Origin of the sequence: Aliidiomarina maris, assembly GCF_003987335.1 — a bacterium.
GTDB classification, from domain to species: domain Bacteria; phylum Pseudomonadota; class Gammaproteobacteria; order Enterobacterales; family Alteromonadaceae; genus Aliidiomarina; species Aliidiomarina maris.
In genome coordinates, this window is sequence record NZ_PIPK01000003.1 from 252,518 (window position 1) to 266,333 (window position 13,816).

7 protein-coding genes and 1 CRISPR repeat array are annotated in these 13,816 nt (G+C 47.9%); all 7 genes read right to left on the reverse strand.

The window, feature by feature from the left end:
* Positions 1 to 48 precede the first annotated feature (48 nt).
* Positions 49 to 3,198: a CRISPR direct-repeat array (repeat unit 28 nt; unit sequence TTTCTAAGCTGCCTGTGCGGCAGTGAAC).
* 152 nt (positions 3,199 to 3,350) lie between these two features.
* Positions 3,351 to 3,941, reverse strand: coding sequence for a type I-F CRISPR-associated endoribonuclease Cas6/Csy4 (gene cas6f, locus CWE07_RS05395; RefSeq protein WP_111568401.1), 591 nt, complete (start codon positions 3,939 to 3,941; stop codon positions 3,351 to 3,353).
* Positions 3,942 to 3,945: 4 nt separating this feature from the next.
* Positions 3,946 to 4,974, reverse strand: coding sequence for a type I-F CRISPR-associated protein Csy3 (gene csy3, locus CWE07_RS05400; protein ID WP_111568400.1), 1,029 nt, complete (start codon positions 4,972 to 4,974; stop codon positions 3,946 to 3,948).
* Between the two features lie 25 nt (positions 4,975 to 4,999).
* On the reverse strand, positions 5,000 to 5,956 hold the full coding sequence (csy2, locus tag CWE07_RS05405; RefSeq protein ID WP_111568399.1) for a type I-F CRISPR-associated protein Csy2: 957 nt from the start codon (positions 5,954 to 5,956) through the stop codon (positions 5,000 to 5,002).
* On the reverse strand, positions 5,953 to 7,236 hold the full coding sequence (csy1, locus tag CWE07_RS05410) for a type I-F CRISPR-associated protein Csy1 (protein ID WP_111568398.1): 1,284 nt from the start codon (positions 7,234 to 7,236) through the stop codon (positions 5,953 to 5,955). The genes csy2 and csy1 overlap by 4 nt, the downstream gene beginning before the upstream one ends.
* Before the next feature lie 149 nt (positions 7,237 to 7,385).
* The gene (cas3f, locus tag CWE07_RS05415; protein WP_111568397.1) at positions 7,386 to 10,799 is read right to left on the reverse strand and encodes a type I-F CRISPR-associated helicase Cas3f; all 3,414 of its coding nucleotides are present in this window, start codon (positions 10,797 to 10,799) and stop codon (positions 7,386 to 7,388) included.
* Positions 10,796 to 11,773: a type I-F CRISPR-associated endonuclease Cas1f gene (cas1f, locus tag CWE07_RS05420; RefSeq protein WP_111568396.1), complete on the reverse strand. Its 978-nt coding sequence runs from the start codon at positions 11,771 to 11,773 to the stop codon at positions 10,796 to 10,798. Before cas1f ends, cas3f begins: the two co-directional genes overlap by 4 nt.
* 221 nt (positions 11,774 to 11,994) lie before the next feature.
* The gene (locus CWE07_RS05425; RefSeq protein ID WP_111568395.1) at positions 11,995 to 13,800 is read right to left on the reverse strand and encodes a glycerophosphodiester phosphodiesterase family protein; all 1,806 of its coding nucleotides are present in this window, start codon (positions 13,798 to 13,800) and stop codon (positions 11,995 to 11,997) included.
* Positions 13,801 to 13,816 lie beyond the last annotated feature (16 nt).

Below are 13,816 nucleotides of genomic sequence, written 5' to 3' on the forward strand. Positions count from 1 at the left end.
CGTGCATGCTAGTAGGCGCTAGTCGAAGGTGAAACTTAGCGAACAAGATTTGTGAGCTGCCTATGCGGCAGTAAACGGACTTGGTGATAGTGCTGGTCTCGCTGCAGTTTTCTAAGCTGCCTGTGCGGCAGTGAACAGCAGGTAAACCGCCTGTTGCGCAAGCTTGAGTTTCTAAGCTGCCTGTGCGGCAGTGAACACACTCGTAAGAGTACTTGGCAAGGTCTGTTGTTTCTAAGCTGCCTGTGCGGCAGTGAACGGTAACCATGGGGAAGAACTTCTTCACCAGCTTTTCTAAGCTGCCTGTGCGGCAGTGAACGACTCAGATAGTGATGATGACTTAGACTCAGTTTTCTAAGCTGCCTGTGCGGCAGTGAACCAGAAGCGCTATCTTGTACGGATGCTTCGGAGTTTCTAAGCTGCCTGTGCGGCAGTGAACCATTTGGTTACGACCACGAAGAACTCCGTAGATTTCTAAGCTGCCTGTGCGGCAGTGAACAGATTGATAACGCGCCTAGGGTTCGATTCACTTTTCTAAGCTGCCTGTGCGGCAGTGAACTCGTGCGCGCCCATACTCGGTATTCAGTTTCATTTCTAAGCTGCCTGTGCGGCAGTGAACAACGTTGCGTATATCTATGTGGTTTTCTATCATTTCTAAGCTGCCTGTGCGGCAGTGAACCACGGTCTATCTCGTCATCGTCTGGCAGAGTATTTCTAAGCTGCCGGTGCGGCAGTGAACCTCTCAGTATTAGCCTCGCTCTGATATTCAGCATTTCTAAGCTGCCTGTGCGGCAGTGAACTCGTTGGCATCGAACACCTGCGCTGCCTTGCTTTTCTAAGCTGCCTGTGCGGCAGTGAACGGATTGGTTACGACCCATCAAAGGGCGGGCTTTTTCTAAGCTGCCTGTGCGGCAGTGAACCGTCACAGAATGCGCGGTACCGTGCCACTGGTTTTCTAAGCTGCCTGTGCGGCAGTGAACAACTGCGTACCAGCTAGCCAACTCCACGATGATTTCTAAGCTGCCTGTGCGGCAGTGAACTTCCTGTGTCGCGCTTGTGTCGCGCTTCATCTTTTCTAAGCTGCCTGTGCGGCAGTGAACTACTAGCATTGAAAAAATAGTCGCCCCAATCTTTTCTAAGCTGCCTGTGCGGCAGTGAACCCGCGCTCCCATTGCTGCCATGCTCGACGGCTTTTCTAAGCTGCCTGTGCGGCAGTGAACCTGCAGGTCTTGTTTGGTAAAGCCAAGCAATTTTTCTAAGCTGCCTGTGCGGCAGTGAACAAGAGTTCTTTTCCAGATCAGTTGGGTCAGTATTTCTAAGCTGCCTGTGCGGCAGTGAACTTGCACCGAAACCACTGATAGGACCTGACCATTTTCTAAGCTGCCTGTGCGGCAGTGAACTGTTAAATACTTTGCGGGTTTCGTTTCTCATTTTTCTAAGCTGCCTGTGCGGCAGTGAACCGTATAGACGACCTTGCGGGATCACCCCAGCATTTCTAAGCTGCCTGTGCGGCAGTGAACGACACCATGAGTCATGTCATCGTGTCATTAAATTTCTAAGCTGCCTGTGCGGCAGTGAACGCTGATGTAGTCGACGACGCTCAAGCGTATCATTTCTAAGCTGCCTGTGCGGCAGTGAACAATATCCCGCTGTTGATCGTCATTAAATCCAATTTCTAAGCTGCCTGTGCGGCAGTGAACTGCCGTTAAAGCTACCAGCAACCCATGACGCATTTCTAAGCTGCCTGTGCGGCAGTGAACAAGCACAGCCCTATAAAGCCAATACCACCAATGTTTCTAAGCTGCCTGTGCGGCAGTGAACGCATGGCCAGAATTACCCGCTATGAGCAAACATTTCTAAGCTGCCTGTGCGGCAGTGAACTCTGGCCATGCGCTCCATTTGCCGCCCCAGAATTTCTAAGCTGCCTGTGCGGCAGTGAACCGCAACCGCAAAATACTTGAGAACCTGATCGATTTCTAAGCTGCCTGTGCGGCAGTGAACCAGGTGAGCCGTAAGGCGTTAAGCCACTGCGATTTCTAAGCTGCCTGTGCGGCAGTGAACAGTCATGCGCCGGAACGTGCGCTCTCTCGGTTTTTCTAAGCTGCCTGTGCGGCAGTGAACCCACCCCCCACCCCTCATTCGCGTGCCGTTTTTTTCTAAGCTGCCTGTGCGGCAGTGAACTCGCCAATGCCGCCGGTGTAGCCGCCCATGCCTTTCTAAGCTGCCTGTGCGGCAGTGAACGCTGTACGCTGTAAACGTCTCGTCGATAAATATTTCTAAGCTGCCTGTGCGGCAGTGAACGTTGATGAATTGGTTGAATCGGTGGCTCAAGTTTTCTAAGCTGCCTGTGCGGCAGTGAACAAGTGGGGCTTGGCATTAGCAGCACCATTGCTTTTCTAAGCTGCCTGTGCGGCAGTGAACGAACAAGCGGGCTCCACAATCTTTTCGGCGATTTTCTAAGCTGCCTGTGCGGCAGTGAACGTACTAATGCGCAATGGCCAAATCCTCGCGGATTTCTAAGCTGCCTGTGCGGCAGTGAACCATGGAACCCACAAGCCAATCATTGGCTGGGTTTTCTAAGCTGCCTGTGCGGCAGTGAACGCTATGTTGGAAATCAGCAAGGTTTCCAAGGTTTTCTAAGCTGCCTGTGCGGCAGTGAACATTATGGCACTGGTGGACTGTTTGGCCATTGTTTTCTAAGCTGCCTGTGCGGCAGTGAACACGTAGCGACTATTCGCAACCTAGACTTCAGGTTTCTAAGCTGCCTGTGCGGCAGTGAACCCATACGTGATACCTAATGCCTTCATCAGCTTTTTCTAAGCTGCCTGTGCGGCAGTGAACCATTTATATTCACGCAGCGACCGCGCCAAATTTTTCTAAGCTGCCTGTGCGGCAGTGAACGTCCAATAGTGATAGATGGCGAAACCTATCTATTTCTAAGCTGCCTGTGCGGCAGTGAACCACATGATTAAAGTCGACACTGGTCAGCGGTTTTTCTAAGCTGCCTGTGCGGCAGTGAACTCTAATTCTTTGTTGATAAGAATCGCGTCAGTTTTCTAAGCTGCCTGTGCGGCAGTGAACGACTCCACACTTCTCTGGTGCTGCGGTGGTAATTTCTAAGCTGCCTGTGCGGCAGTGAACAAAAACCATCAGACTTAGGTCTTACAACGATATTTCTAAGCTGCCTGTGCGGCAGTGAACAGAAGACTCTCGACAAAAAAATAAGTTACAACAGACAGATAGGTTCAAAAAATCATTTTTACCTATCAAAAAACGTCTTGTTGTAACTTACTGTTTTTATTTCGATTTTTTAAAGAGCATTTTCGTTTGGTGTTTAACTCAATAATTAAGGGTTAAAACCAAGGTACCGTTGCGTCTTGACTAAGGCCGTAACAATTAAAATTGCCAGGCTGATGCTCAGGTAATATTTTTTGCTCGATAATTAGACGAAATTTATTGGCGTCACCATTGGCGTTAGCAGACGACAAACTTTCCATAGCGATAAAAGGCAACTTTGAGCTCTCATCTTTGAAGCCTGCAAAGTGTTGCATTGCTTGCTCTAAAGTTTCGCCTTTACGTTTGGCTCGCCTTCTAGCTAAACGCTCAGGGTTAGTTTGACATTGTTTACGGGAAAACAATGCGAACTTCGTGTGCTCTGGTACCGCCTTAATGCTGCTGATATGGCAATAATCAGCGAACCGGTTTAGCCACTTGCCGATATTGAGCAGAGCCAATTCGCTCTCTGTTGGAGCAAATATTCTTAGCTTTACCCCCAACTGCGGCGGCTTTATGCTGTACTCTGGAAACGAAATACCAATGTTGCCGTTTTTGCTCTGGTTATGCTCCACCAGAGCCAGATGTAATTGCTGATAAAGCTTACCCCAAAGGAAGTAATCGCCAATTCCATCATCAGGTAATAGAGTGATATCGAGATAGTGGTGCATAGCGCTAGTCCTTATCGCTCTCGCCAAAGACGCCACCACGCACTAAAACTGCCATCACATAATGTTCGTCTTCTTTCCGGCTCAGTTTTTCCCCTCGCGCCCAAACATCAAAAAAACTATAAAAGTCTTGTTTTGCTGTCGGCGTACGATACGCTTTGCCTAAGTTAGTTACCGCTCCGTAGGGTTCAATAGCAATAGGGCCTGCACTGGTTTCTGGATCGCTAAATTCCGGATACCAGGTATCAATTGTGCGAAGCGCATTGCCAAGTTTCTGCGAGTGCATAGCCGCTAAATCGTTTACATGATATAAAATTTTACTTTTCTCTCCCGTACCTTTATCCAACACCAGCTCCTCGCTGGGGTACACTTCCTGCGCTCGACCTACTTTCGCGAAGCAACTAATGTCCAATAACAAAAAGCCGTCATCACTGGACAGCGCTTTGGCTATATGTTTGGCAAGAGCGTCAATTTGGCTGTCGCTACTATCAAAGTGCTTAGTGCTAAATTGCGTAGCATCAAAGACCCAAGATTGATCAACTTCGCTATTTCGGGCTCTTACCTGAACCTCAATACTTTCAGCACCGACTCGGTTTCGCCACAAAAATCGGGCATTCGCGAGGTTAGTCGCATAACGACGAGCTAGCTCCGTAAACCCCTCATCTTGGATATACTTAACTGCTGCGGCCCGGTAACTCTGTTTAAACAAAGCATTGTTGCATGCGGACGGCTCTGTGATACCGCCTAATACTTTGATGGTGAATTGCAGGTTCAAGGTGTCGTGTTCTGGCGCCAATGCGCAGGCATCTACACGTTGCAAATTAGCTTTTTCTACTTCAGCATTGAGTTTGGCTGGGTCCTTCATAATCGCGGGTTTTTGTCGGTTGGAAATGGTCCCTCGTACTGACTTTTCCCGCAGAGCTAGCGGCACAGGCTGGCTGCGGTCTGCCCACAACGTACCGTACATATATCCATCACTAACAACCAACTTTTTCTCGAATGCCAATACTGATGCTACGTTTTCTTTCTTCGCCATGATAAATATCCTTTTAAATTAACGATTAAAATTCAGGTTCAATTGAAGTTAAATCTGCGCCTGCCACTTGTGGCTGATTACTATGCTTTTGCTCGCAAATATATAAATCGCCGTCTACGTGATAACGCCACAGCATCTGTTCAACGCTGTTCAGACGATGAAGCATTTTAAATTCACCTAAGGTCACTAAACTTTCAGCAAACCGGTGCAGCGTAGTCGGGTCGCGCTGGTTTTTAGCTTCGCCTACATCACTTAGGGCATGAAAGCCAGTCGCTATAGGTACTATCCAGCCTGAAGGCCTGCCGCCAAACGATTTACGGTAGCTATGCCTCGTAATATTCCCGTCTTCGTCCTGTTCACAACGGTGGTGAACGGCAAGATAGTCAATTATGGCGTTCAAAACATCTGTGCCGTCGTGTTCTTCCAGCGCTGCTATCACTAGGTCGCGGCGCTCAACCAACACATACCCCGGCATTAAGTGGCGCTGTATTTTGCGCAAGTCCTCTGTATTCCCCTCAGTGCTGTTTATGCAAAATGGTGGCTGAAAACCTTTTATATCGCCTCCAGCTAGCTTCATCTTTGCGTGCATTAACTGTGTCACTAAACTGAGTAATTGATCATGCTGATCTATGCTAATACCGTTAAATTCGATAACCAGGCTAACTTCTAGGTGGCAACGTGCTTCTTCAATGAAGGCGGAGCGGGAGCCGGTTTTATCAAGTGGATTGCCAGTACCCACAATAGAGTGCACGTAATCGTTTTGCCCTTTATAGGTCTGCAGGTTTACGTCATGGCTCACCACAGCCGTAGCAGAGAACACCACCGGAATGTTCTGCACATTCAAATGCCGCTGTAATGCATGTACCCCACCGAGCCAAGCAGTCATTGCCGGAAAGCCAATGGTGAAGGGGCTCGATAAAGCGTTTGCGTTATGCACTTTGATCCGAGGAATAATGAGTAGTTTTTTAACATCACCTATCATCGTAATGCCTCCTTATTGCTTAGCACTATGGCTTTCATGTGCCGGTATTCCTCATCGCCCAACTTAACCGCTTTGTTGCCCAACGTTTTTTCATAGCCATGAAATATAAAGCTGGTAACACTGCTGCAAATATCATCCAGCCAATCATCAGTTGTTTCACGTAAAGCTATGCTTTGCTCGCACAACCAAGTTTGTTGAGCGGCTGGAAGTAGGCTTTCGTCCGACCGGTATTGCTCTTGGGCTACTGCACGTACCTGCCACATTTTCTCTATAATGTGGTCTACCACACTCTGGTAATAGTCATCTCGCAGTGCCCGAATATGCATATTCTTTTTATTATCCCGATACAATGTGTGGAGAGCCTGAAACTGGCGTCTACATTGGCTGTACCTGAGCGTCTGACTAAAAAAGTCCTGCTTCGGGAAATGAATATCGCGATGCTTTATGCTGGGTGGCAAGCTTAATAGTAAGTGGGCTTTGCCTGCGTTCTGATTATTTAATACGCTGATATTTTGCGGTTTGGTGCCGCCATACCCTATGGTGGTGAGGTCATAAACTTCTTTATAATCGTCATACAACTGATTGTTTTTTTTCTTCTCTCGGGCTTCTTTTATTGCTTCGCCAAAACGTAAAACATCCAGCCTTTGACGCAATTCAAACACAACACCCGATGCGGTTAGCAGAGAAAGTTGATGATAGTCTGTTTCCTCCAAAGTATCGGTGTTGAGCGGAAAGTAGACCTGCTTTATTCTCGAGCTGGTTATATTCTCACTGCTCGGCGTTGTCATCGCTAGAAAGGCTTGCTTGAGTGCTTGGTAATCAGGGTAAGTGTCTTTATCAGCGGCCGACAGAATATTCACCGCTTGCTCGCTATCGCCTTCTAAATGTTGAATAAGGGTATGGCCATCAGCCAGAGTTAGGGTTAAGAACTTATATACATCCAGCGCTGCTGCGTTACCCAATGCATCAGCCGCGACACTGACATTGCCGCTACGCAAAAAACCATCGTTAGCTTTTTTGCTCGTAGCAATAATAGAGCTAACATAGCCATTTTTATTTTTTCGCGCGCTGGGATGGCTAAAAGTGCAGGGGTGAGTAGATATCGCGATTTGCCCTGCTCGGCTAGCCGCTTTAGGCAACCAGTTTGCCAGACTAAACTGCGCTTCACACTCGAACTCAAGCGCTCGTACCTCAGCATCAGACATAGATGCTTTAGTGTTTTTTTTGAGCCATGCCGATTTTCGGTCAGCAAAAAAGCTATTTATTGCATCATCAATCATCCTTCCCTCCAATCCCTATTATTACAATCAAGTACTTAAAAATCCGTCTCCACACTGCAACTTTATTGGTATCCGGAACTGATTCAATATCATCAACAAGACTAATTTCCTCAATCCTGCTGATAGTGAAAGTTTTTACTCTGGCTTCTCTATATTTTGACCAAGCCTAATTGGTCGTTATAGGCATATTTATTTCTTTCGTCATACGGAAAACTCAGCTCTCCATATCTTAGTGATACCCGCCGTTGGCTCAGCGGCTGCTGGCTGTCAATAGTATTTTGGGCAAATGCAGCACAAGCGCTGTCATAGTCCCGTACCAACCATAACCTGTTGATAGATTTCTCTGATAAGGCAACGCGTTCAATATTTAAAATGCTCTCTCGTTCAATGGCATAGCCTTCGGCATCTTTTTCGCAAAAGCGACTACGTTGCAGCTCACTATCAAAAACTAAAAATGCTTTGATGCTAGGTTTGCTTTGCCTGAAAGGTGTTAGCTGTTGCGCTATTGCGGACAAGAACCAATGTTGGGTTAGCCAACCTGACAAAGTTTCAGGCCCTTTTGGCCCGGCTTTCTCACCAAGGCCATGATTGGCTAACCAGCGCCAGGTAGCGTAATGTTCCAACTCGATCAAGCTGCTGCACATGTCTTTGCAATGCATAGGCTCGACAGTGAAAACTTGTGGCATTTTTATACGAGGAATTGAATTCAGCCCCTCAGCTACAAAGCGAACGTTAATAAGCTTTGTAAGGTCATGAGATGCAAGTGGGCAAACATCTTCATAACCAGGTCTGGTGAATACGCTGACATGATCCAGATGATGATCTCGAATTGCTTTCCAATTGTATTGCAGCAATGCAATATTTGGCTCATTGACTGCGCCTTCTCGGTGTCGCTTTACGCGCCCCGCGAGCTGAATAATAGAGCGATACGACGAAGGTTCTATGACTGCCCAATCTAAATCATGATCCCTACCTACTTCTTCGACAGGGGTTGCTACCAAGATAAACAGCACATTCCGGATACTTTCGGATTGTGCTGCGATTGTAGTCAAGTGCCGACGAATAATTGGATTGGACAGTGCTTGCGGTGGTTGACCTGTCGCCTCTTTACGCTTGAGCACTTGATCTAAGTGTTGCTCTTGGATTGAGCGCATTAATAACACCTGCTGGCTATGGTAAGCCATCACCCGAACCTCGGTATCAAGCGGCCAATCTTTTTCTAGCAGGTACTTAGTCAATGCTACACAGGGCGAAATATTGGCAACACGCACAACACCAAAGGATACTTTTAACTGGTTGTCTGTATCGAAGTAATGATGTCGCTCGTGTTTCTGCAGAGCACTTTGCGCAATGACATTAAAATAAACTTGCTGCTTACTTTCTATCACACTTTGCTGCCGATGCTGCTGCCCTTCGTGTTGTTCTACAATCTGCTGACAAAGGCTAATATCGGCCTTTCGTTTCGCAGGCTGTTGCATTAATTTGACTATTCGTTTGCTAATAAATCTTTCATGTTCTTGCTGGTACAGCGCTATGGCTTCAGGGGCATCTGCTCCACGATTCGTGGTTACCTGAGTTGAGAATTCATCTATCCAAGCACAACCGATAGCTAAGTTAGCGCTACGGGTTTGGCAATACAGCTGCCAGCCGTCCCGATAGGCCTTGAAGTAGCCTTCGGCCATAAAAGGGGGAATGGTGGCCGAGGAAATCATTACTTTACGCCCCAACATGCCTGCTAAGTGAATCAGCCTGCCTATCGCAATCAAGTCATTGCCAGTAAAATCATCAATTTCGTCTATCACCAAATCGGATGACATAAGCCGCAACGTAGGCAAGATATAACGGCCACCGCGCTTAGTTTCCGTAGCTGCCATCAAGTGATCAATAGTGCATGCTAGGACAGGCGCATATAAAAACTGTTTGTCTTTATTACAGGTGAGAACAGTACTTAGCCCTTGCTCTGGGATAGAGCAGTCAAAATCCAATTCTTCATCTAACAATGTTTCCTGCGATGATGAACCCGTGTGTTCTACACTATTTTTATCAAGTTCCGCTTTGCGCTGTTGATGTAATTCAATAACAGCACGTGAGCCGATAAGCACGGCCAGTTCACTATCATCTAAGCCCACACGTGAGCGGTATTCATCACCCGTTTGTAGAGTTAATGTGCGTAGCCCCAAAGCCAGAACAAAGCGCAAGCTTTGGCTATCGGCCGACAATGCCCGCATGACTTTCGCATTTGCGAAAGTTTTGCCACAGCCCGTGCTGGCCAGATTGACGGTGAAAAAACCATACTTCTGCTTACTTTGCTTCTCGAGCTCTTTGCGCCAAGTCGTGATTTTATCTACTGCTTTATCCTGCCATTGGTATGCCTTAGGGCTGGGCTTTCGCAAACTTTCGATGTCTTGCGCTAATGGTGGTTCGGTTTCGAATGCGGGTAACAAATGAGCGGTTTTTAGTGCATTGCGGGCGACACCAACCAAGTGTTCGTCCAGCTTTTGTTTTAACGTATTAGTCTGACGGTCTGTATTGGCATAGAGACCTGTACTGTCTGGCCACTTCTGATCCGCTTGCTGTGACGAGTAAAAATGATCACCTAACATTAAACACAAGCGAGCGTGTCCCAGCACCAGACGATAGCTACCATCATTGATGCATTTATGGGCTAACTGTTGCTGCTGCAAAAGCTTTGTCGCCCATTTTTTAACTTGTTGCATCCACAGTTTTGAAGTGTTTAACAAGCCGTTAGGAAAGCGAAAGCATTTTTTTAGCCGTTGCTGATAATCTTGTTCATCGTAACGATTCTGATAGCCCCACTCTTTGCTGACACGACTAAGCATTATTTCCAGAGAATCAGCGCCTTGCGCTCTATATTCGCCACAAACCTCTTTGCTTGGCAACGGCAATCTATGATGCGACACGATTAGCCACGCGACTAACTTTGCAATAGGTGGTAAGGCGGTGAGTGGCTGATGGATATCGGCCTGAATGAATTTTTTTAACTTGGACTCATTAATTTCCGCGTGGCTCAATGCACTAAGCCATTGCTCATCGGTTTTGGCATCAGTTGCCTGCACATGAGCATGCAATAACAACAACGAAATCCACTCATGTCGAATAGGGTCACCCTTAAAGCGACTTTGGCTATCAGGGTGCAATTTATTCTGAAATAGGGCTGTTGCCTTCCCCCAATCATGGAGTAAAGCGGCTAAAGCAGTCAGCCCTTTTATTAAGGGTAAATAGTGCCAATCGTTTTCGCTATCGCTCGTTAGCAAGTTTCTCTGAGTGCTATTAACTGGCACCACACCCTCGGCATTAAACTTTGCTCTATTTCCCACTACCCAAAGCAATTGACTTCGAGAGCGTGAACGCAGCCAATGGCAACTTACTGCGGTGCTTTTACTAGCCGTTTTGCGCAGCATCTTTTTAACGGTTAGCAAACCATCCGAGGTGATTAAAGCTTGCCAAGTATTATCACCGATGCGATTCGCAAAAGCGTCGAGTACCCGCCGGGTTTTCTTCAATGCATTTTTTTCGCACTGCGATACGAAAGTCACCATCATAGATTTTGTGCCTCAATTTGCTCAGCAGAGTAGTTCTGCAATGCAACGCCTTTGACAGTATCAAACATAAAATCCAGTGCTTTGTGATCGGTAAATGCCTGGAGCACTTGCTGACGAAACTCCTGCTCAGTTGCGTTCTCTTTGGCGCAAATAAAGGCCCAAGGCAATACCAAGGCGTCCTTAATCAAGTCCGCGACATCAAATACTAAAGCTCCGCGACGGGTTTTACCGTGCATGACAGCAAACCCGTGCGGTACTCCCAACACCCACAAGCAACTTGCTGCCAGTCCATAGGCTAAATAATTACCGTGGTTTAGAAAATCGTTAGCTTTATCAGTTGATTGATGCTGACGGGTAAAATCTTTGATATTAGTGCTGTTGGAAGCGTACTTATATAGCGCCTTGGTCAACTGCGCTTCTGTAAGCAATAGGTCTGATTGTTTCGTGGCGGTATCAGTTCGAGCTTGAAACTTAGCCAGCGCGGCCTGTATTTTTTCATCTGAAAAAACAAAGCCTTCGCTTTTAAGGTCTTTGTCTTTTTGCCACACCTTTTCAATGTATTGAATGCGAGCTTTTTGAAACGTAACCGCTGACGATAGGCGTTTTTCATCATCGAACCAAAACTGTAACCAACCATGCAAGTATTCCGTTGGCCGGTATTCACTTTGTGGGGTAAACCATTCTACTTCGCATGCCATGTGAAGCGGTGTACCACCGCCACCACAGAATCCGACTAGCACACCGGCTTGCGCTAACATGCGCATCGCCGCTTGGGTAACTGAGGTGCCGTTACCCAGCAGTAGCACGGTAGTGTTGGCTATGGGAATATTAAAATATTGGTTCTCGTGCTTGGCTTCCGATAAATAAAGGACTCGGCCATCCTTTTGCATCACCCGACAATACTCTAAGTAATACATATTGGCGCGTTTAGAATGCAGAATGCTTTTTAAATCAGATGGGCTAAGTTCCTTCATCCTGACCTCCTGTTCCCTGAAGATTACGCAGATTAAGTTCTAATTTTTAGTCATGACTAAATATCTGCGCAGGCTGACTTATTTCCTGCTGTCAACTTGTGTTACTCATTGCTCCTTACATTATATTAACTTTTAAAAGACAACAACCACACTTGCTATGTCTATATTGTCAGGTCAGTTACGCTTGCTGGAAGGTAAAGGAAGATAGGTATGGCGCCGCACTACCAAACCCAATGCCGCATGCGCAGCAATAGGCGCTCGCTGCGGTTGAGTTCGTTGCGCTCTTGCATGACTTCCGTCAGCAGCGCTGGTACATCGGTAATAATGCCGTCGACGCCCATGTCAATGAATCGGTGCATGTCGCGGCGGTTATTCACGGTCCAGACATGCAACGCATAGTCTGAACGTCTGGCGGCGCGCACTTGGCTGGGGGTCACAATACCGTCGCGCAGGCCGAGCATATCGTACGGGTGGCCTGCCATGGTGCCAATCGCGGTGTGCACTAATAAACTAGCGCGTAAATCCGGCTCCAGGGCTAACGCTTGGTTTAATACGCGGGGCGATAATGCGGCCACCACGGTTTGCTCAACGAAGTTCAGCCGCTGTAGCTCCGCCACGGTATCGGCGACTAAGTTCGGCATTTGTGGTGCAGTTTTGATTTCAAGGTATAAGTTGGCTCGCCCGCGGATAAGCTCGATGGCTTGCTCTAAGGTGGGTACGCGTTGGTCGGCAAATTCAACTGAGAACCAGCTCCCGGCGTCTAACTGCGCCAGTTCGTCGTACTCAATGTCCCAAATCGCCCGGCGATCACCCGCTACACGCAGCAGGTCACGGTCATGCAACAATACTAAGGTGCCATCTGCGGTTTGCTGCACATCCAATTCGATATAATCAGCGCCCTGCTCTATCGCCACCGCAATCGCGGCGAGGGAGTTTTCAGGCGCGTCCCAAGACGCACCTCGGTGGGCAATATTACTCACGGTATCGCGCTCATCGAAACTATGGGCTATCCACACCAACTGACTAATCGCTATCACCGCCAGTGCCGCTTCAAATGCCCACGCCAAACGCGCGGTGGTGCGCGGCTCTAACTCCGTCAGCGGCGTTGGCTGATGACCACAGCAGCGCAAATATAACTTCAGCAATAATAAGCTATTCACCCCAACAGCAAAGAATGCCAATACCACCGCCAATAAGACATAGATGACTATCAGCAGGCCCATCAGCGTCACTTGAAGGATTAATGGGCCTGGCAACCATGCCATTAATGCCGAACCAAGGGCGTCGAACGCGACGGTAAAAAGAATCGGTAACAGCAGCGTGAATAAGGCTGCGAATAAGATAATGCGTGCTACCTGAAAGCGCGCACCTTTGATTAGTTGCCAGCTGCGCGTGAGCGCCAAACGTGGTGAATAGCCGTCGAGTAGCATCGCAGGCAATGCCAACGACCAACTGGCGTATAGCAGGCCATTGCCGAGCAACAAGGCGATACATAGCATCGCTGCCATGGGTAAAAAGTAAAACAGTTCAGTGGGGTACGCATTAATCACGTAGTAAATGTCGTAACCGCCCAAAAGCCACTGAAAAAGCCACACTAAGGCAATCACGCTCGGTGCGGCGAGTAACAAATGACATACCACCTGCATGGCGGCAAGCTTCATTAACTGGCGAAAACGCTTAAGCACTTGCCATAATGCGTTGCTCGCAGTGTGAAAGACGTCATCTTGATTGCGCGCGGCAATCAACAGCATGCCAGCGGCTTGGAAAAACAATAAAAACGCAAACACACTGGCGGCGGCTATCATCCAGGCCACCCCAAGCGGGGTAGCGAGGAAACGTACCAAGTCTTCGTTACCCAGCATACTGTAACCGCTCAACTCAATCAGGCCTGCAAGGGCCCAACCTGCTAGCGGGCTTAATGCCAATAACGCCAGCAGTGAGAAGAATACGTGGTACGCCAACATGGGGCGCTTGTGGTAAGCCAGCGCGGTAAACACCTGCTCGGCCACGGATTTAATTGCTAACATGACGCCCCTTGCATGA